We start from the raw sequence: 18,708 nt of genomic DNA, 5'->3' as shown, positions 1-18,708 counted from the left end.
GACGCCGTGCCGAGCATCGAACGCGTCGAGGCCTTCATCGCCGCCGTCGAGGGCGGCGACCACGTGAAGGCGATCGAGGACTTCTATGCCGCGGATGCCTCCATGCGCGAGAACCAGGCCGAGCCCCGGCGCGGGCGCGAAGTGCTGATGGCCCACGAACGGGCCGTGCTCGACCGCACGGCCCGCGTCGAGACCACCTGCGTGCGGCCGGTGTTCGTCCAGGGCGACCACGTGGTGGTGCGCTGGGTGTTCGAGTTCACCGGCAAGGACGGCCGCCGCACGCGGCTGGAGGAACTGGCCTGGCAGCGCTGGGAAGGCGACCGCATCGCGCAGGAGGAGTTTTTCTACGACCCGGCCCAGATGCGGCCTGGCCCCGCCGCGCCGACGCTCAGTTGAGCACGCGCACCGGCGCGGGCCCGTCCTCCGAGCGCCGGGGGTGCGCCAGCGGCACGGGCGATCCGGGCATCGTGTCGAAATCCGTGACCGGAACGGCTGCCTGCTCGGGCACGTGCAGCGAGGCCACCCAGCGCCCGGCGGACGAATGGGCCGGCTCGTCGTTGGTGAACAGGCCGTTGCGCAGGAAGAAGGCCTCGCCGTCGGGCCGCTCCAGGTGCAGCTCGATCAGGCGCGCGATCGGGAAGGTGTAGGTCACCAGCTTCTCGCGGCTGCTGCGCTTCTTGCCGCCGCAGTTGAAGAAGCCCTCCGCAGCGACGACGATCGACGAGCCGTCGACCTCGGTGGCCCCTTCGCCCGGCCCGCCGCAGCGCCAGACCGCCGAAGGCAGCCGCACGCGCACCTTGTCGATGACCAGGTCGCGGTTGCGATTGAGGTTGTTGAGCGGCGGCACCAGCGTGCGCAGCTGGCGCAGGCGCTCGGCGAAGTGGTCGTCGAGCGTGAACTCGACATGGTTCCATTCCTCACCCGAGCGGGTGAGGACCTGCATGATCACCTGGCGTGTCTTGGCCACTGAATCACCTTGGAAAACACTGTGGTGCCATGGGCACCTCTTTGTTGCCAACTGTAGCCAACTTGCCTACCGACGGGTAGACAGCCAATAGTTCTCACTCCCCCGACGGGGGCGGGCGCTCTCAGCCCTTGAGCTGCTCGTCCAGTTCCTTGCAGGAGGGTGCGCACACGGGCTGGGCCTTGCCCAGCACGCGTTTGGTCTGCATCAGCGAGCGCGGGCGGTGCTTGCCGCACAGGAAGCAGGACATGGTGGCACCGCTGAACGAGGACGAGGCCTTGAACGGCGAGCCCGGCGCCTTGGACTTGTAGCGCAGGCCGCCCTCGCTGACGGTGGTCTTGACTTCAGTGCTGGACATCGGTCCCTTTCCTCGACGTGTTGGGTCCAGCCGCCTGCGCGCGGGCGCGCTCGATGACCTGGCGCGCCTGGAGTTCGGCGCCCATGGCGCTGTCCAGGCCCGAACGACACAGGCCGGCGTGCTGGTAATGAAGGTTCTCGTAGAGCTCGGAGGCGGCGGGAAAAGCGTCCAGGACAGGCTTGAGCTCTTCGGAGGGCAGGTCCTCGAACTCATGCACCAGATGCAGCACGACGGAGCGATACTGCACCGGGTCGACGGGTTGGACGCTGTGCTCCAGCCGCTCGAGCAACCGTGCGAGGGTCGCCGTCACGGCCAGGTCGCGCCCGGCACGTGGTGTGGAATTGGCGTTCATGCACGGCATGTGGTGATTTTCGGTCTTTTTTGCAAGACCCGCCTTTGACCCGGCAAAAAATCCCGTCAGGAAGAGGGAGTCTGTCGCCGCCGGCCGCGCCGGCAGGCCGGCCGGCCCTCCCGCACAATCCGGCCCCATGCAGCTCAACTACATCGCCAACACGAACGTTCCCTCGGCTTCGGGCCGCACCCTGCCCGTGCTCGACCCCTCCGACGGCCAGCCCTTCGACGAGCTGCAGCGCAGCAACGTGGCGGACATCGACGCCGCCGTCCGGGCCGCGCGCGAATGTTTCGAAGGGCCCTGGAGCCGACTCAGCGCCGCCGAGCGCGGCCGCCTGCTGTACGCCTTGTCGCGCAAGGTGGCCGAGCATGCGGACGAGTTGACGGCGCTGGAGCAGCGCGACTGCGGCAAACCGACCAAGCAGGCCCGCGCCGACGCGCTGGCGCTGGTGCGCTACTTCGAGTTCTATGCCGGCGCCTGCGACAAGCTGCACGGCGAGACGATCCCCTACCAGGAGGGCTACAGCGTCTTCACCTGGCGCGAGCCGCACGGCGTGACGGGGCACATCATTCCCTGGAACTACCCGATGCAGATCTTCGGCCGCAGCGTGGGCGGGGCGCTGGCCGCGGGCAACTGCTGTGTCGTGAAGCCGGCCGAGGACGCGTGCCTTTCGCTGATCCGCGTGGCGCAGCTGGCGGCGGAGGCTGGCTTCCCGCCCGGCGCCATCAACATCGTGACGGGCTACGGTCATGAGGTGGGCGACGCGCTGGCGCGGCACCCGGGCATCGACCACATCAGCTTCACCGGCAGCCCGAAGGTGGGCACGCTGATCCAGCAGGTGGCGGCCGAACGGCACTGCCCGGTGACGCTGGAGCTGGGCGGCAAGAGCCCGCAGATCATCTTCGCCGACGCCGACCTGGGTGCCGCGCTGCCGGTGGTGATCAACGCCATCGTGCAGAACGCGGGCCAGACCTGCTCGGCCGGTTCGCGGGTGCTGATCGAGCGCGAGATCTACGAACTGATGCTGGAGCGCCTGGCCAAGGCCTTCGAGGCGCTGCGCGTGGGCCCGGCGGCGATGGATCTGGACGTGGGGCCGCTGATCCGCCAGAGCCAGCAGCAGCGGGTGTGGGATTTCCTCTCGGATGCTCACGCGGCCGACATCCCGGTGGTGGCGCAGGGCCAGGTCGTCGACGAAGCGCCTGAGACCGGCTTCTACCAGGCCCCCACCCTGCTGCGCGACGTGCCCGTCAAGCACCGTCTGGCACAGGAGGAAGTCTTCGGCCCGGTGCTGGCCGCGATGAGCTTCCAGGGCGAGGACGAAGCAGTCGAGCTGGCCAACGCCACCCAGTTCGGCCTGGTGGCCGGCGTCTGGACGCAGGACGGCGGGCGCCAGTTCCGCATGGCCAAGCGGGTGCGAAGCGGCCAGGTCTTCATCAACAACTACGGCGCCGGCGGCGGAGTGGAGCTGCCCTTCGGCGGCGTCAAGTCCTCCGGCTACGGGCGCGAGAAGGGCTTCGAGGCGCTGTACGGCTTCACCACGCTCAAGACGGTGGCGGTGCGGCACGGCTGAGACCGCCCGCGCAACGAAAAACGGCGCCCGAGGGCGCCGTTGTCTTTGCTGCGGCAGCGGTCAGCGCCGCCCGCCCAGCAGGCTGCCGCCGATCTTGAGCAGGTCGCCCAGGTCGAGTTGGCCGTCGCCGTTCTGGTCCAGCACCGCGCCCAGCAGGCCGCCGCCGAGGCCGCCCTGGTTCTGGATGCGGCTGGACTCCTGCCCCAGCATGCCGCCCAGGCTGCCGGCATCCATGCCGCCGGAGCTCGCCCGCTTGGCCAGGAAGGCCATGACGATGGGCGCCAGGATCTTCAGCAGCTGGCCGGCCTGGCCGGCACCCAGGCCGGTCGCCTGGCCCAGGCCGCTCTCGGCGCGGGGTTGGGCGTCGCCGAAGATGTGGCCCAGGATGCCGCCGCCGTCGAGCTGACGGCCGGCCGCCGCACCGCCGCCGCCCAGCACGCTGCCCAGCAGGTCGCCCAGCCCGCCCATGCCGCCCGCCGCCGCGCCCGCGCCGCCGCCCATGAGGCCGCCCAGCAGGCTGCCCAGGTCCATGCTGCCCTCGCCGGCATGGTCGCGCTGCAGGGCGCCGAACAGGTCGGCCGCGCCCTGCGGCTGCTGGGCGTTGCGGCCCAGCGCGCCGAGCAGCATCGGCAGCGCCGCGCCGATGGCGTCGCGCGTCTGGTCCGCGTCGGCGCCGATCTGGCCGGCGATCTGCTGCGGCGCACCGCCCTGCAGCAACTGGCTGAAGAGGTCGTCGGTGAGGGAGTCGGAAGCGTTCATGGCAGGCAATCCTCGCAAGTGCGGAACGGGGCCGCGGCGCGGCCCGGGGCGGCCATCGTAGCCAGCCCAGGGCCGCCGCCGGCCAATCCTGCGCCCGAAGCGATGAAAAAGCCGCAGATTGCCGCGCCGTTCAACCCAGCGCCGTGTCCAGCAGCATCATCAGCACGAAGCCCAGCATCAGCCCGCTGGTGGCGAAGGCCTCGTGCCCCTTGCGGTGCGACTCGGGGATGATCTCGTGGCTGATGACGAACAGCATCGCACCGGCCGCGAAGCCCAGGCCCCAGGGCAGCAGCGCGGCCGACCAGCCGATGACGGCCGCGCCGAGCACCGCGCCCAGCGGCTCCACCAGGCCCGAGGCCATGCCCAGCGCCACCGCCAGCGCGCGCGGGTAGCCGGCCGCCAGCAGCGCCACGGCGACCACCAGGCCCTCCGGTACGTCCTGGATGGCGATGCCGGTGGCCAGCGCGTCGGCGCGCAGGCCGTCGTTGCCGGCGTAGCCGACGCCGATCGCCAGCCCCTCGGGCAGGTTGTGCAGCGCGATGGCGATGACGAACAGCCAGGTGCGCCGCAGCTTGCGCACCGCCTGCCCGTCCATGCCCTCGCGGCCCTTGATGAAGTGCTCGTGCGGCAGCAGCCTGTCCATCAGCATCAGCGCCGCGCCGCCCAGCAGGATGGACGCGCCGATCACGCCGCCGGCGGCCCATGCACTGCCCATGCCCTGCGCGCGCGCCGCCTCCAGGCCCGGGATGATCAGCGAGAAGGCGCAGGCGGCCAGCATCACGCCGGCGCCGAAGCCGAACAGCGTGTCCTGCACGCGCTCCGACAGCCGCTGCGAGAACATGACCGGCAGCGTGCCCAGGGCCGTCGCCAGCGCGGCCGCCGAGCCGCCCACCAGGGCATCCCAGACCACCGGGCGCGCCGTGACGAAGCGCCAGAACTCCGCCGCCAGCACCAGCGCGCCGGCGGCCACGATGGCCAGGCCCAGCCATTCGCGGACCGTCAGCGGCGGGCGCGGCGGCTGCGTGCTGCGGGCAGTCGGTGTCTCGTCCATCGGTTCACTCTCCTGGCGGGGCGGCATCGGGCGCGAACCGGCGCGTCAGCCGCGCGCCGCGGCGAAGCGCCGCGCCACTTCGGCCCAGTTCACCACGTTGTAGAAGGCGGCGATGTAGTCCGGCCGCCGGTTCTGGTACTTCAGGTAGTAGGCGTGCTCCCACACGTCCAGGCCCAGGATGGGCGTGGCGCCGGAGCCGATGCCGGCCATCAGCGGGCTGTCCTGGTTGCCGCTGCTTTCCACCGCCAGCTTGCCGCCGGCACCCACCACCAGCCAGGCCCAGCCGCTGCCGAAGCGCGTCAGGGCGGCCTTGGTGAAGGCATCCTTGAAGGCGTCGAGGCCGCCCAGGTCGGCGTCGATCGCCTGCGCCAGTTCGCCCGACGGCGCGCCGCCCCCGCCCTGCCCGGCCGGCGCCATCACGGTCCAGAACAGGCTGTGGTTGGCATGGCCGCCGCCGTTGTTGCGCACGGCCGTGCGGATGCCTTCGGGCAGGCGCTCCAGGTCGGCGATGAGGCGCTCCACCGGCTCGCCGTCGTGCGGCGTGTCCTTGACCGCGGCGTTGAGGTTGTTGACGTAGGTCTGGTGGTGCTTGGTGTGATGGATCTCCATCGTCTGGGCGTCGATGTGCGGTTCGAGCGCGTCGAAGGCATAAGGCAGCGGGGGCAGCGTGTAGGGCATGGTTCTCCTTGGGTTGCGGGTGTCAGTGAAGGTGCATGGACGGGCCGGCCTGCAGCAGCGGCCCAGGCAGGTGCAGCGCGGCCTCGATGGCCGGCTCCGGCCTGCGCTCGCGCTGCCAGGCCAGCAGTTCGGCGCGGGCCTCGCGCAGGTGGCGCCAGGCGGCCTGGCGCACGTCGGGCGGCACGTGCGCGTCGCCGCCCAGGCGCAGCAGCAGCGCATGCGCCTGGCACAGGTGGTCGATCGCTGCGCGGCCTGGCCGCGGTGGCAGTACAGGTCGGCCAGGTTGTGGTGGGAGACGACCAGGGCGGCCAGGCAGTCGTCGGGGCGCTGCACCAGCAGCGGGCCGTCCAGCAGTTCCTCGGCCAGCCACAGGGCCTGCACCTGGGCGGCCAGGGCCAGTTCCAGCCGGTGCCGGGCCTGCGCCTCGTGCGCCTGGCGGGTCAGCTGCTCCCAGCGGGCCAGGCACGCGCCGGCCTCGGACGGGGCCGACGGATCGGAAGGAAGAACGGGGAACGGGGGCATGGCGAAGCTCCTTGGAACCAAAGAGCCCTTTGCGTCATGCCTGCATGTGCGTACTCGGGCGTTACGCGGATGATAGTCATTCTCAACGACACCGATCCAGTCAGGGTTGTCCCGCGCCGCGCGGGAGGCCCTGTGGCCATATCGGCCGCGGGCCCTGCGGTACATTGCGGCGACCCCATGAACGCCCCCCGCGAGATCGCCATTCCCGTCGAGCGCATCGGCCGCGCCGCGCCTGCGCTGCCGGCCGCCCTGCCCCCGGCCGGCGGCCAAGGCGACGGCCTGCTGCATGACCGGCTGGGGCGCCCGCTCACCGACCTGCGCATCAGCGTCACCGACCGCTGCAACTTCCGCTGCGGCTACTGCATGCCCAAGGAGGTGTTCGACAAGGACTACCGCTACCTGCCGCACGGCGCGCTGCTCAGCTTCGAGGAGATCGCGCGGCTGGCCGCGGTGTTCGCCCGCCGCGGCGTGCGCAAGCTGCGGCTGACCGGCGGCGAGCCGCTGCTGCGCAAGAACATCGAGGCGCTGGTCGCGCAGTTGGCCGCGCTGCGCACGCCGGCCGGCGAGCCGCTGGACATCGCGCTGACCACCAACGGCTCGCTGCTCGCGCGCAAGGCGCAGGCGCTGGCCGCCGCCGGGCTGCGCCGCGTGACGGTGAGCCTGGACGCGCTGGACGACGCCGTCTTCCGGCGCATGAACGACGTGGACTTCCCGGTAGCCGACGTACTGGCCGGCATCGAGGCGGCGCAGGCCACCGGGCTGGGGCCGGTCAAGGTCAACATGGTGGTCAAGCGCGGCGTCAACGACGGGCAGATCCTGCCGATGGCGCGGCACTTCCGCGGCACGGGCTCGGTGCTGCGCTTCATCGAGTACATGGACGTGGGCGCCACCAACGGCTGGCGCATGGACGAGGTGCTGCCCTCGGCCGAGGTGGTGCAGCGCATCGCGGCCGACTTCCCGCTGGTGCCGCTGGAGGCCACGGCGCCGGGCGAGACCGCGCAGCGCTGGGCGTATGCCGACGGCGACGGCGAGATCGGCACCATCAGCAGCGTGACGCGCGCCTTCTGCCACGACTGCAGCCGCGCGCGCCTGTCGACCGAGGGGCGGCTCTACCTGTGCCTGTTCGCCGGCCAGGGGCACGACCTCAAGCCCCTGCTGCGCGGCGGCGCCGGCGACGACGTGCTGGAGTCGACCATCGCCGCCATCTGGCAGGGCCGCGCGGACCGTTACTCCGAGTTGCGCGCCCTGCACGCGGCCGACGCCGGCTTGCCCGCGCCGCGCCGCGTCGAGATGAGCTACATCGGCGGGTGAAGCCCGAACACATCACCGGCTTGGTGCTCGCCGGCGGCCTGGGCACCCGCATGGGCGGGGCCGACAAGGGCCTGGTGCCATGGCAGGGCCGGCCGCTCGCCGTGCACGCGCTGGAGCGGCTGCGTCCGCAGGTCGGCGCGCTGGCGATCAACGCCAACCGCCACCAGAGCGCCTACGCCACCTTCGGCGTGCCGGTGTGGCCCGACACGGTCGCCGGGCACCCGGGCCCGCTGGCCGGCTTCCTGGCGGGTATGGCGCAGGCCCGCACCGACTGGCTGCTCACCGTGCCCTGCGACACGCCGCGCTTCCCGCCCGACCTGGCCCGCCGCCTGGGCGAGGCGGTGCTGGGCGAAGGCGCCGACCTCGCCGTGGCGGCAGCCCTGGAGGACGGCACGATGCGCCCGCAGCCCGTGTTCTGCCTGATGCGCACCTCGCTGCATGCGTCGCTGGCGCGCTTCGTCGCCGGGGGCGGCCGCAAGGTCGGCCAATGGGTCGCCGAATGCCACGGTCTCGTCGTGCCTTTCGACCGGCCGGGCGACGCCGGCGCCTTCGCCAACGCCAACACCCCGCAGGACCTGCAGGCCCTCGGCGGCTGAGACGCTACAGCCGCCCCTGCGCGTGCAGCACGCCCTTGTTGGCCAGCGCGTCTGCGCGCTCGTTGCCCGGGTCGCCCGAATGGCCCTTGACCCAGCGCCACTCGATCTGGTGCCCGTGGTTGGCCACCAGGTCGTCCAGGCGCTTCCACAGCTCCACGTTCTTGACGGGCTGCTTGGTCGAGGTGATCCAGCCCTTGGCCTTCCAGCCGCGGATCCACTCGGTGATGCCCTGGCGCACGTACTGGCTGTCCAGGTAGAGCACCACCCTGCACGGTCGCTTGAGCGCGGCCAGGCCCTCGATCACGGCCGTCAGTTCCATGCGGTTGTTGGTGGTGTTCAGCTCGCCGCCGAACAGCTCTTTCTCGCTGGCGCCGGATTTCAGCCAGGCGCCCCAGCCGCCGGGGCCGGGGTTGCCCTTGCAGGCGCCGTCGGTGTAGATGATGACTTCGTTCAAGGCAGGTGCTTCTTCTCTTCTTCGATCGCGACGAGGCCGCGGTGCGCGCGGCCGGCCAGCGGCACCGGCGCCGTCGCGATGGGGTTCTTGCGCCGCCAGTCCGCGGGCAGCAGGCGCATGCCGCGCACGCGCTTGACGGCGACAATGAAATAGGCCGCGCCGAAGATCGGCCACCAGCGCTCGCCCAGGCGGTCGATCCAGCGCCAGCGGTCCAGCCAGGCCTGGCTGCGCACCGCCGGCCGGTACAGCCCGAAGCGGCTGGACTCGACCTCGAAGCCGAGCAGCCGCAGCCAGTCGCGCATGCGCCAGTAGCCGATGAACTCTCCCTGCGTCGGCAGGTACAGCTCGCCGAAGCCCAGCCGCCGGTACAGCCGCGCGCGGCGCTGGCGCAGGCCCCACAGGCTGGCCGGGTTCAGGCCGCAGATCACCACGCGGCCCTCGGGCACCAGCACGCGCTCGACCTCGCGCAGCGTGGCGTGCGGGTCGGGGCTGAGCTCGAGCGCATGCGGCAGCGCCAGCAGGTCCAGGCTGCCGGCCGGGAATGGCAGCGCGGTGAAATCGCACACCAGCGCCGCCTTGGGGCAGCCCTCGTCGGGCGCGGCCAGCCAGCGGTGCGGCATGCGGTTGGCGCGCAGCGCCGGCAGCTCGGGCAGGCCCAGCTGCAACGCGTGATACCCGAAGATGTCGGCCACCGCCTCGTCGAACTGCGCTGCTTCCCACGCGCTCAGGTGACGTCCTGCAGGGGTCTCGAACCACGCCTGCAAACCTATAATTCGGTCGCTCATGACCCTCGTTCCGTTGCCCGCTTTTGCCGACAACTACATCTGGATGCTGCAGGTCGGGGCACACGCGATCGTGGTCGATCCGGGCGATGCCAAACCGGTGTTCGATGCCCTGGCGTCGCGGCCCGACCTGAGGTTGGCGGCGATTCTAGTCACGCACCACCACGCCGATCACACCGGCGGCGTGGACGCGCTGCGCGAGGCCACCGGCGCCGCGGTCTACGGCCCGGCGCACGAGCGCATCCCGCAGCCCTTCACGCCGCTCGCGCAGGGCGACGTGGCCGAGGTGCTCGGCCTGCGCTTCGAGGTCATCGACGTGCCCGGCCACACGGCGGGGCACATCGCCTATCACCTGCCGGCCACGGACAGCCAGGCGCCGCTGCTCTTCTGCGGCGACACGCTCTTCTCCGGCGGCTGCGGCCGCCTGTTCGAGGGCACGCCGCAGCAGATGCTGCATTCGCTCGACGCGCTGGCGGCGCTGCCCGGCAGCACGCGCGTGTGCTGCGCCCACGAGTACACGCTGTCCAACCTGCGCTTCGCCCGGGCCGTCGAGCCGAGCAACGGCGCGCTGGCCGACTACGCCGCGCGCTGCGAAACGCTGCGCGAGCGCGGCCAGCCCACGCTGCCTGCCGAGCTGTCGACCGAGCGCCTCATCAACCCCTTCCTTCGCAGCCGCGAACCCACCGTCAGCGCCGCCGTCCAACGGCACGCCCACCTGTCCGCCGATGCGGACGAGGTCGCCGTCTTCGCCGCGCTGCGCCAATGGAAAAACGACTTCCGATGAGACTCCTCCTTGCCGCCTTCCTGGCAAGCGCCCTGTTCCTCACAGGCTGCGCAAGCACCTCTCCCTCCTCTTCGTCCTCCTCTCCTTCTTCCAGCACCACCGCCAGCGGCCCCTCGGTCTACCCCGACGGCAGCCTGTCGCCCATCGCCGCCGGCCGGGCCGGCGGCAGCGCGCGCAGCGTCGTCACGCTGGCGCCGCCGACGGACATGTGGGACCGCATCCGCCGCGGCTTCAAGATGCCCGACCTGGACAGCGACCTGGTGCGCGACCGCGAGCAGTGGTACGCCACCCGGCCCGACTACATCCAGCGCATGGTGGACCGCTCCAACAAGTACATCTTCCACATCGTCGAGGAGCTGGAGCGCCGCGGCATGCCCACCGAGCTGGCGCTGCTGCCCTACATCGAGAGCGCCTTCAACCCGCAGGCCGTCTCCAGCGCGCGGGCGGCGGGCATGTGGCAGTTCATGCCCGCCACCGGCACCGACTACGACCTCAAGCAGAACATCTTCCGCGACGACCGGCGCGACGTGGTCGCCTCCACCCGCGCCGCGCTGGACTACCTGCAGAAGCTCTACGGCATGTTCGGCGACTGGCACCTGGCCCTGGCCGCCTACAACTGGGGCGAGGGCAACGTGGGCCGCGCCATCGCGCGCAACCAGAAGGCCGGCCTGCCCGCCGGCTACACCGACATCCGGATGCCGGACGAGACGCGCTACTACGTGCCCAAGCTGCAGGCCGTGAAGAACATCGTGGCCGCCCCGCAGAAGTTCGGCGTGGAGCTGCCCTACATCTCCAACCACCCCTACTTCCAGACCGTGGCGCTCACGCGCGACCTGGACGTGGAGCTGGCCGCCAAGCTGGCCGACGTGCGGGTGGAGGACTTCCGCGCCCTCAATCCCGCCGCGCACAAGCCGGTGCTGCTGGCCGCCGGCGGCAAGACCGAGATCCTGCTGCCTTGGGACAACGCCGCCGTCTTCCAGCGCAACTTCGACGCCTACAGCCAGGGCCAGTACGCGAGCTGGACCGCCTGGACCGTGCCCACGACGATGACGGCGGCCGACGCGGCCCAGCGCACCGGCATGAGCGAATCGGACCTGCGTGCGATGAACAACATCCCGCCGCGCATGCTGATCAAGACCGGCTCCACGCTCATCGTGCCGCGCAGCGCACGCGTGCAGGAAGACGTGGCCGCCGTCGTGGCCGAGACGGGGCACCTGAGCTTCGAGCCCGAGGTCGTCACGCGCCGCACCACCGTCAAGGCCGGCCGGCGCGACACGGTGGCCAGCATCGCGCGCCGCTACCGGCTGAGCCCCTCCAGCGTCGCGCAGTGGAACGACGTGGGCACCGGCCACACCTTCAAGCGCGGCTACCAGGTGGTCGTATACCTGCCGGTGCGCGCCGCCAGCACGGCGCGCGTGGGCAGCGGCACCCGTGCCACGCGGGCCGGCGGCAAGCATGCCGTCGTCACCGGCAAGCGCGGCGGCGGCGTCGCCAAGGCCACGGCGGGCACGTCGACGCGCAAGGCGGCCAGCAAGCAGCCGGTGCGCCAGGCCCGCGGCGGCACTCCGAGCAAGAAGAAGCGCTGAACGCCGCGCCGGCGGCTGCCGGCCGCCGGCCATCCATCCACGTCCGGAGGCAGGGAGGCCCCATGGCAGCAGAAGGCAGTGCAGGCGAGCTGATCAAGGTCGTCACCCTCCTCGGGGCCGCGGTGGTGGCAGTGCCGCTGTTCAAGCGCCTGGGGCTGGGCTCGGTGCTCGGCTACCTGGCGGCGGGGCTGGTCATCGGCCCCTTCGGCCTGGGCCTGTTCAGCGAACCGCAGGCCATCCTGCACACGGCCGAGCTCGGCGTGGTGATGTTCCTGTTCGTCATCGGGCTGGAGATGCGGCCCTCGCACCTGTGGAACCTGCGGCGCGCGATCTTCGGCCTGGGCAGCCTGCAGGTGGTGGTGTGCGGCCTGCTGCTCACCGGCGTGGGCGTCGCCTTCGGCTTTTCGCTGCCGGTGTCCTTCGTCAGCGCGATGGGCTTCGTGCTCACTTCCACCGCCATCGTCATGCAGCTGCTGGGCGAGCGCGGCGACATCGCCCAGCCGCGTGGCCAGAAGATCGTCGCCATCCTGCTGTTCGAGGACCTGCTGATCGTCCCGCTGCTGGCGGTCGTCGCCTTCCTGGCGCCGCCCAGCGCGGTGGCCGAGGCGGTCTCGCCCTCGCGCTGGGCCGCCATCGGCATCGCCGCCGCCTCGCTGGCCGCGCTGGTGGCGGCGGGCGTCTGGCTGCTCAACCCCCTCTTCCGCATCCTGGCGAACGCCAAGGCGCGCGAGGTCATGACCGCTGCGGCGCTGCTGGTGGTGCTGGGCGCCGCCCTGCTGATGCAGCTGGGCGGCCTGTCGATGGCGATGGGTGCCTTCCTGGCCGGCGTGCTGCTGTCCGAATCCACCTTCCGCCACCAGCTCGAGGCCGACGTCGAGCCCTTCCGCGGCCTGCTGCTGGGCCTCTTCTTTCTCGGCGTGGGCATGTCGCTGGATCTGGGCGTGGTGGCGCGCAACTGGCCGCTCATCGTGGCGGGCGTGCTGTCGATGATGGTGGTCAAGGCGCTGTGCATCTACGGCGTGGCGCGGCTGGCGAGAAGCTCGCACGCCGACGCGCTGGACCGCGCGGTGCTGATGGCGCAGGGCGGCGAGTTCGCTTTCGTGCTGTTCGGCTCGGCCCTGTCAGCGGGCGTCATCGACACCGTGGTCAACGCCAACATGACGGCCATCGTGGTGCTGTCGATGGCGCTCACGCCGCTGGTGGTGCTGGTGCACAAGCGCCTGGCCCGGCCCGTCGTGTCCATGGACGGCGTGGAGGAAGCGCGCGGCCTGTGCGGCAGCGTGCTCATCATCGGCTTCGGCCGCTTCGGCCAGATCGCCAGCCAGGGCGTGCTGGCGCGCGGCGCCAGCCTCAGCATCATCGACGTGGACACGCAGGTGATCCGCGACGCGGCCGACTACGGCTTCAAGGTCTACTACGGCGACGGCAGCCGCGCCGACGTGCTGCATGCCGCCGGCGCGCACAGCGCACGGGCCATCCTGGTGTGCATCGACGACAAGGCCGCGGCCACGCGCATCGCGGAACTGGTCAAGCACGAGTTCCCCCATGCCAAGCTGCTGGTGCGCGCCTTCGACCGCGAGCACGCGCACGAACTGCTCAAGGCCGAGGTGGACTTCCAGATCCGCGAGACCTTCGAGTCCGCCATGCGCTTCGGCCGCGAGGCGGTGGTCGCCGTCGGCGCCACGCAGACCGAGGCCGACGAGCTGATCGAGGACGTGCGCCGCCGCGACGCGGAACGCTTCGACGTGGAGGCCACCGGCGGCATCTTCGCCGGGCGGGCGCTCATCCTGGGCAACGCCGAGCAGAAAGGACAACGCTGATGGCTGCAGACGCCGTGCACGACCCGCGCGAGGTACTGCGCTTCTGGCTCGAAGCGGGCCCTGCCGCCTGGTTCCGCAAGGACGAGGCCTTCGACCGGCGCTTCCGCGAGCGCTTCCACGAGGCGCACTTCGCCGCCGCCCGGCGCGCGCTCGACGCCTGGGCCGATGCCTCGGCCGACAGCGCCCTCGCCCTGGTCCTGCTGCTCGACCAGTACCCGCGCAACGCCTTCCGCGGCACCGGCCACATGTACGCCACCGACCCGCTGGCGCGGCACTTCGCCGCCCGCCTGGTGGAGCGCGGCTTCGACAGGCAGGTCGACCCCACGCTGCGCCTGTTCTGCTACCTGCCCTTCACCCACTCGGAGGCGATGGCCGACCAGGACCGCTCGCTGGCGCTGCACACGGCGCTGGGTGCCGAGTCGGCCGAGCACGCCCGGGGCCACCGGGACATCATCCGGCGCTTCGGCCGCTTCCCGCACCGCAACGCGCTGCTGGGGCGCGCGACAACCGCTGAGGAGCAGGCCTTCCTGGACCAGGGCGGCTTTGCCGGCTGATCAGAGCTTCTCGGTCTCGCCGCTTCGGGGCTGCCACTTCATCAGGCGACGCTCGATCGCGCCGACCAGGCCGTCCAGCGCCAGCGCGAAGGCCGTGAGCACCGCGATACCGGCGAACACGGTGTTGACATCGAAAGTGCCCTCCGCCTGCAGGATCAGGTAGCCGACGCCGCGCGCCGAGCCCAGGTACTCGCCCACCACCGCGCCCACGAAGGCCAGCCCCACCGAGGTGTGCAGGCTGGAGAAGACCCAGCTCGTGGCACTGGGCAGGTACACCGTGCGCAGCAACTGGCGCTGGTTCGCGCCCAGCATGCGCGCATTGGCCAGCACCACGGGGCTGACCTCGCGCACGCCCTGGTAGACGTTGAAGAACACGATGAAGAACACCAGCGTCACCGCCAGCGCCACCTTGCTCCAGATGCCCAGGCCGAACCACAGCGCGAAGATCGGCGCCAGGATCACCCGCGGCATCGAGTTGGCGGCCTTGATGTACGGGTCGAGGATCAGGCTGGCCGTGGGCGCCAGCGCCAGCCACAGGCCGCAGGCCAGGCCCAGCACCGTGCCGATGGCAAAGGCGAGCACCGTTTCCAGCAGCGTCACGCCCAGGTGCCGGTAGATGTCGGCGTTGCCGGGCAGCCCGTCGGGGAAGAGCGCGTTGGCCGGCACGTCGAAGGGCAGGAACCAGCTCCAGATGCGGCCCGCCACCTTGATCGGTTCGGCCAGGAAGAAGGCGACCTTCTCGTCGCGCGAGACGGCATGCCATGCCACCAGCAGCACGACCAGCAGCAGCAGTTGCCACCAGCGCGCATTGCGTTCGTTCAGCCCGAGCTTCATGGTCATGCCGCCTTCTGCAACTGCTGCGCGTAGCCCTTGAGCACCTCGTCGCGCAGCACGCCCCAGATCTGCGAGTGCAGCTCGACGAAGCGCGGGTGCATGCGCACCTCCGCCACGTCGCGCGGCCGGGGCAGGTCGATGACGAACTCGCCGATCGGGTGCGTGGCCGGCCCGGCCGACAGCACCACCACCCGGTCGCTCATGGCGATGGCCTCGTCCAGGTCGTGCGTGATGAACAGCACCGCCTTGCGTCCCCGGCCCCCGGGCACTGCGTGCCCACCCCCCAAGGGGGTGCGCTCCGGGCTTGGGGCGGCCCGGCGCCCTTCGCCGCCTGCCCACAGGTCGAGCACCTCGTTCTCCATCAGCTGGCGCGTCTGCACGTCCAGCGCGCTGAAGGGCTCGTCCATGAGGATGATGTCCGGGTCCAGCGCCAGCGTCTGCGCCAGCGCCGTGCGCTTGCGCATGCCGCCCGAGAGCTGGTGCGGATAGCGGTCCTCGAAGCCGGCCAGGCCCACGCGCGCCAGCCACTGGGTCGCCTGCGCACGCGCCTCGGCCTCCGCCATGCCGCGGTACTGCAGGCCGACCATCACGTTGGCCAGCGCGCTGCGCCAGGGCATCAGCGCCTCGGACTGGAACATGTAGCCGGCCCGCGCATTGATGCCGGCCAGCGGCCGGCCGAACACGCGCACGCTGCCGGCGGATGGTTCCAGCAGCCCCGCCGCCACGTTCAGCAGCGTGGACTTGCCGCAGCCCGTGGGCCCGACGACGGAGACGAACTCGCCGGCGGCCACGCACAGCGTGGTGTCGGCCACGGCGGTGTAGCGCTGGCGTGCGTCGTCGCGCGCGCGGAACGTGCAGGTGATGTCGAGCAGTTCGAGGGCGTGGTCGGCCATGGCGGGCGGCGGTCGGGAAAAGAACACGCCCGGCACGGGGGCCGGGCGCGGATGTAGCAAGGCGGGCGGCGGCCCCGACTTCAGGCCTTGAAGCGCTCCTTGGCGCGGCGGGCGAAGTCGTTGGTGTAGATCTTCGAGAGGTCGATGCGCTCGGCCTTGACGCTGGCGTCGAAACTGGTGATGGCGGTCAGCGCCGTCTTCGGCCCGGCCTCCGGCACGATGCCGTCGGTGGAGATGGACTCGCGCACCTTGTCGAACGAGGCCAGGTACAGCGCCCGGTCGCCCAGCAGGTAGGCCTCGGGTACGGTCTTGATGATGTCGCCGGGGCCGGCCGTCTGCAGCCACTTGAGCGCGCGCACGATGGCGTTGGCCAGCGCCTGGCAGGTGTTGGGGTGCTTGCCCACGAAGTCCATCGGCGCGTACAGGCAGGCGGCGGGCATCGGGCCGCCGAAGACATCCTGCGTGCCCTTGAGCGTGCGCGTGTCGCTGATGATCTTCACGTCGCCCTTCTGCTCCAGCATGGTCATCACCGGGTCGGTGTTGCTGATGGCGTCGATCTGGCCCGAGCGCAGCGCGGTGAGCGCGCCGGCAGCCACGCCCACACCCACGTAGCTCACGTCCGACGCCTTCAGGCCGCCGCGCGAGAGCACCAGGTTGGCCACCATGTTGGTGGACGAGCCGGGCGCCGACACGCCGATCTTCTTGCCGCGCAGGTCGGCGATCGACTGGTAGGCCGGCATGTTCTTGGTCGACACGCCCACCGCGATCTGCGGCGCGCGGCCCTGCAGCACGAAGGACTGGAAGAACTGGTTCTTGGCCTGCAGGTTGATGGTGTGCTCGAAGGCGCCCGAGCACACGTCGGCCGAGCCACCCACCACCGCCTGCAGCGCGCGCGAGCCGCCGGCGAAGTCGGAGATCTCGACGTCCAGCCCCTCCGCCTTGAAGTAGCCGAGCTGCTCGGTGATGGTCAGCGGCAGGTAGTAGAAGGCGGCCTTGCCGCCGACGGCGATGGAGACCTTCGTCTTCTCCAGCTTGGCCTGCGCGCGCAGCGCGGGGGCCGCGACGAGCGCTGCCGATGCGGTGGCCATGGAAGTGAAGGTGCGACGTGTGAGCATGGCGGCGAGGAAGTAGTAAGGGAGTCGTTGGTCTCTCGGCAGCTTAGGCGGCGCCCCATCGTGGAGCATCGGGACCATCCCCACACCGGGTTTTCACGGTAAGCCAAAGCGTTCAGCGCTCCGCGGCGCTGCCGCCGCACTCAGGGCGAGACGAAGAAGATGGCGATGCACGCCAGCAGGCCCAGCGCCCACACCAGGCTGCGCAGCATGCTGCGGCCGCGCAGGTACAGCGAGATGTAGACCACCCGCAGCAGCACATAGGAAAGCGCCAGCGCGTCGAGCCGGCCCTGCGCCGCGCCGAACTGATGGGCGATGACGACCGCGCCGATGAACAGCGGCAGGCCCTCGAAGCTGTTGGCCTGCGCCGCCATGGCGCGGGCGCGCCAGCCGCTCTGGCGGGCGGCCCACTCGCGCGGCGCCGCGTTGTCCCGGGGGCCGAAGGCGCCGGCCTTGGCAACCCAGGCGCACACGTAGGGCAGCGCGGCGGCGATCAGCACGCACCAGTAGGCCAGGGTGAGGTGATGCAAGCCCATGCTCCGTCTCCCATTCGCAGGCCGTCAGCGGCGGTCCACCAGCGCGTGCGCGATGGTGCCGAGATCGACGTACTCCAGCTCGCTGCCGGCCGGCACGCCGCGCGCCAGCCGCGTCACGGTGAGCCCGCGCGCGCGCAACGCCTCGCCAACGACGTGCGCCGTCGCCTCGCCCTCGGCGGTGAAGTTGGTCGCCAGGATCACCTCGCGCACCACGCCGTCGGTGGCGCGCTCCATCAGGCGCGCCAGGCCGATGTCGCGCGGGCCGATGCCGTCCAGCGGGCTCAGGCGGCCCATCAGCACGAAATAGTGGCCGCGGAAGGCGCCGGTGCGCTCCAGCGCGGCCTGGTCCGCCGGCGTCTCGACCACGGCCAGTTGCGTCGCGTCGCGCCGCGGGTCGCGGCACACGCTGCAGATCTCGGCCTCGGTGAAGGTGTTGCAGCGGTCGCAGTGGCGCACGCTCGCCACCGCCTGACCCAGCGTGCGCGCCAGCAGTTGCGCGCCCTCGCGGTCGTGCTGCAGCAGGTGGAAGGCCATGCGCGAGGCCGAGCGCACGCCCACCCCGGGCAGGCGGCGCAGGGCCTCGACCAGAGCGTCGAGCGAATGGGCGTCGGACATGGGTCAGCTCATCGTCCGCCGGCCCGGTGGGGCACCGCGGGCATCAGAAGGGAAACTTCATCCCGGCCGGCAGACCGGGCATACCGGCGGCGATCTTGCCCATCTTCTGCTCGCTGGTCTCCTCGGCCTTGCGCACGGCGGCGTTGAAGGCCGCGGCCACCAGGTCCTCCAGCATGTCCTTGTCGTCGGCCAGCAGGCTCGGGTCGATGGTGACGCGCTTGACGTCGTGCTTGCAGGTCATCACCACCTTGACGAGGCCGGCGCCGGATTCGCCCTCGACCTCGATGGTGGCCAGTTCCTCCTGGGCCTTCTTGAGGTTGTCCTGCATCGCCTGCGCCTGCTTCATCAGGCCGGCCAGTTGTCCTTTGTTGAACATGGTGGGTTCCTTGGGTTCGGTGGGAAAGGGGAGCCGCCGGCCTCAGAAGATGTGGATGAATCCGGCGTGCCCGAGCAGGCCGCCAAAACGTGCCCGATCAAGGCGCAAAGCGCAGCCATAGCCCCCGCTATGGCGAGCATTTGCAACGCCGAGCGGGCGCGTTTTGGCGGGATGAGCGGGCATGTTGGGTTCGTTCACATC

23 protein-coding genes are annotated in these 18,708 nt (G+C 71.2%); 8 read left to right on the top strand and 15 right to left on the bottom strand.

The window, feature by feature from the left end:
- Window positions 1–6: 6 nt before the first annotated feature.
- The gene (locus Q392_RS26645) at window positions 7–396 is read left to right on the top strand and encodes a nuclear transport factor 2 family protein (protein WP_038215868.1); all 390 of its coding nucleotides are present in this window, start codon (window positions 7–9) and stop codon (window positions 394–396) included.
- Here Q392_RS26645 and Q392_RS26640 read toward each other — a convergent pair.
- From Q392_RS26640 to Q392_RS26630, 3 genes are all read right to left on the bottom strand, one after another.
- Window positions 389–967 carry a hypothetical protein gene (locus Q392_RS26640; RefSeq protein WP_051953994.1) on the bottom strand — a complete coding sequence of 193 codons (579 nt, stop codon included), beginning with the start codon at window positions 965–967 and terminating at the stop codon, window positions 389–391. The two genes, Q392_RS26645 and Q392_RS26640, sit on opposite strands and share 8 nt — an antisense overlap.
- 121 nt (window positions 968–1,088) lie before the next feature.
- Window positions 1,089–1,322 (bottom strand): hypothetical protein, encoded by a 234-nt coding sequence (locus Q392_RS26635; protein WP_038215865.1) that lies wholly within the window; start codon window positions 1,320–1,322, stop codon window positions 1,089–1,091.
- Window positions 1,309–1,674 carry a hypothetical protein gene (locus Q392_RS26630; protein ID WP_211260321.1) on the bottom strand — a complete coding sequence of 122 codons (366 nt, stop codon included), beginning with the start codon at window positions 1,672–1,674 and terminating at the stop codon, window positions 1,309–1,311. Before Q392_RS26630 ends, Q392_RS26635 begins: the two co-directional genes overlap by 14 nt.
- A gap of 136 nt (window positions 1,675–1,810) precedes the next feature.
- On the opposite strand from Q392_RS26630, the gene Q392_RS26625 reads away from it, so the two are divergent.
- Window positions 1,811–3,244, top strand: coding sequence for an aldehyde dehydrogenase family protein (locus tag Q392_RS26625; protein ID WP_038215859.1), 1,434 nt, complete (start codon window positions 1,811–1,813; stop codon window positions 3,242–3,244).
- A gap of 60 nt (window positions 3,245–3,304) precedes the next feature.
- On the opposite strand, the gene Q392_RS26620 is transcribed toward Q392_RS26625, so the two are convergent.
- From Q392_RS26620 to Q392_RS26610, 3 genes are all read right to left on the bottom strand, one after another.
- A complete protein-coding gene (locus tag Q392_RS26620) occupies window positions 3,305–4,003 on the bottom strand; it encodes a DUF937 domain-containing protein (protein ID WP_038215856.1) in 699 nt (232 codons plus the stop codon).
- Window positions 4,004–4,133: 130 nt separating this feature from the next.
- Window positions 4,134–5,054: a ZIP family metal transporter gene (locus tag Q392_RS26615; RefSeq protein ID WP_038215852.1), complete on the bottom strand. Its 921-nt coding sequence runs from the start codon at window positions 5,052–5,054 to the stop codon at window positions 4,134–4,136.
- Between the two features lie 45 nt (window positions 5,055–5,099).
- Window positions 5,100–5,732: a superoxide dismutase gene (locus tag Q392_RS26610; protein WP_038215849.1), complete on the bottom strand. Its 633-nt coding sequence runs from the start codon at window positions 5,730–5,732 to the stop codon at window positions 5,100–5,102.
- A 699-nt stretch (window positions 5,733–6,431) separates the two neighbouring features.
- On the opposite strand from Q392_RS26610, the gene moaA reads away from it, so the two are divergent.
- Together moaA and mobA are read left to right on the top strand one after the other, a co-directional pair.
- Window positions 6,432–7,565 carry a GTP 3',8-cyclase MoaA gene (moaA, locus tag Q392_RS26605; RefSeq protein WP_038215846.1) on the top strand — a complete coding sequence of 378 codons (1,134 nt, stop codon included), beginning with the start codon at window positions 6,432–6,434 and terminating at the stop codon, window positions 7,563–7,565.
- Window positions 7,562–8,161 carry a molybdenum cofactor guanylyltransferase MobA gene (mobA, locus tag Q392_RS26600; protein ID WP_038215844.1) on the top strand — a complete coding sequence of 200 codons (600 nt, stop codon included), beginning with the start codon at window positions 7,562–7,564 and terminating at the stop codon, window positions 8,159–8,161. The genes moaA and mobA overlap by 4 nt, the downstream gene beginning before the upstream one ends.
- 4 nt (window positions 8,162–8,165) lie before the next feature.
- Here mobA and rnhA read toward each other — a convergent pair whose 3' ends face one another.
- Window positions 8,166–8,615, bottom strand: a complete 450-nt coding sequence (gene rnhA, locus Q392_RS26595; protein ID WP_038215841.1) for a ribonuclease HI — start codon at window positions 8,613–8,615, stop codon at window positions 8,166–8,168.
- Window positions 8,612–9,400, bottom strand: a complete 789-nt coding sequence (locus Q392_RS26590; protein WP_211260320.1) for a class I SAM-dependent methyltransferase — start codon at window positions 9,398–9,400, stop codon at window positions 8,612–8,614. Before Q392_RS26590 ends, rnhA begins: the two co-directional genes overlap by 4 nt.
- Between Q392_RS26590 and gloB the strand changes: the two genes are divergently transcribed.
- From gloB to Q392_RS26570, 4 genes are all read left to right on the top strand, one after another.
- Window positions 9,399–10,181 (top strand): hydroxyacylglutathione hydrolase, encoded by a 783-nt coding sequence (gene gloB / locus Q392_RS26585; protein WP_038215839.1) that lies wholly within the window; start codon window positions 9,399–9,401, stop codon window positions 10,179–10,181. The two genes, Q392_RS26590 and gloB, sit on opposite strands and share 2 nt — an antisense overlap.
- Complete coding sequence (locus Q392_RS26580) at window positions 10,178–11,767, top strand: transglycosylase SLT domain-containing protein (RefSeq protein ID WP_038215835.1); 1,590 nt, start codon at window positions 10,178–10,180, stop codon at window positions 11,765–11,767. Before gloB ends, Q392_RS26580 begins: the two co-directional genes overlap by 4 nt.
- A 62-nt stretch (window positions 11,768–11,829) precedes the next feature.
- Window positions 11,830–13,587: a monovalent cation:proton antiporter-2 (CPA2) family protein gene (locus tag Q392_RS26575; RefSeq protein ID WP_038215826.1), complete on the top strand. Its 1,758-nt coding sequence runs from the start codon at window positions 11,830–11,832 to the stop codon at window positions 13,585–13,587.
- Entirely contained in the window at window positions 13,587–14,141 is a 555-nt protein-coding gene (locus Q392_RS26570; protein ID WP_038215823.1) for a DUF924 family protein, read from the top strand. Before Q392_RS26575 ends, Q392_RS26570 begins: the two co-directional genes overlap by 1 nt.
- Here the strand turns inward: Q392_RS26570 and Q392_RS26565 are convergent, their stop codons facing one another.
- From Q392_RS26565 to Q392_RS33220, 7 genes are all read right to left on the bottom strand, one after another.
- Entirely contained in the window at window positions 14,142–14,975 is an 834-nt protein-coding gene (locus Q392_RS26565) for an ABC transporter permease (RefSeq protein WP_038215821.1), read from the bottom strand.
- A 2-nt stretch (window positions 14,976–14,977) separates the two neighbouring features.
- A complete protein-coding gene (locus tag Q392_RS26560) occupies window positions 14,978–15,868 on the bottom strand; it encodes an ABC transporter ATP-binding protein (RefSeq protein WP_038215819.1) in 891 nt (296 codons plus the stop codon).
- Window positions 15,869–15,948: 80 nt separating this feature from the next.
- Entirely contained in the window at window positions 15,949–16,983 is a 1,035-nt protein-coding gene (locus tag Q392_RS26555) for an ABC transporter substrate-binding protein (RefSeq protein WP_038215805.1), read from the bottom strand.
- Between the two features lie 140 nt (window positions 16,984–17,123).
- Window positions 17,124–17,516 (bottom strand): MAPEG family protein, encoded by a 393-nt coding sequence (locus Q392_RS26550; protein WP_038215803.1) that lies wholly within the window; start codon window positions 17,514–17,516, stop codon window positions 17,124–17,126.
- 24 nt (window positions 17,517–17,540) lie between these two features.
- Complete coding sequence (gene recR / locus Q392_RS26545) at window positions 17,541–18,131, bottom strand: recombination mediator RecR (protein ID WP_038215797.1); 591 nt, start codon at window positions 18,129–18,131, stop codon at window positions 17,541–17,543.
- Window positions 18,132–18,174: 43 nt separating this feature from the next.
- Window positions 18,175–18,507 carry a YbaB/EbfC family nucleoid-associated protein gene (locus tag Q392_RS26540; protein ID WP_038215795.1) on the bottom strand — a complete coding sequence of 111 codons (333 nt, stop codon included), beginning with the start codon at window positions 18,505–18,507 and terminating at the stop codon, window positions 18,175–18,177.
- Window positions 18,508–18,549: 42 nt separating this feature from the next.
- The gene (locus Q392_RS33220; protein ID WP_157008365.1) at window positions 18,550–18,705 is read right to left on the bottom strand and encodes a hypothetical protein; all 156 of its coding nucleotides are present in this window, start codon (window positions 18,703–18,705) and stop codon (window positions 18,550–18,552) included.
- Between the last annotated feature and the right edge of the window lie 3 nt (window positions 18,706–18,708).

Origin of the sequence: Xenophilus azovorans DSM 13620, from assembly GCF_000745855.1 — a bacterium.
GTDB lineage: Bacteria > Pseudomonadota > Gammaproteobacteria > Burkholderiales > Burkholderiaceae_C > Xenophilus > Xenophilus azovorans.
This window is presented reverse-complemented; position numbering and strand designations above follow the sequence as displayed.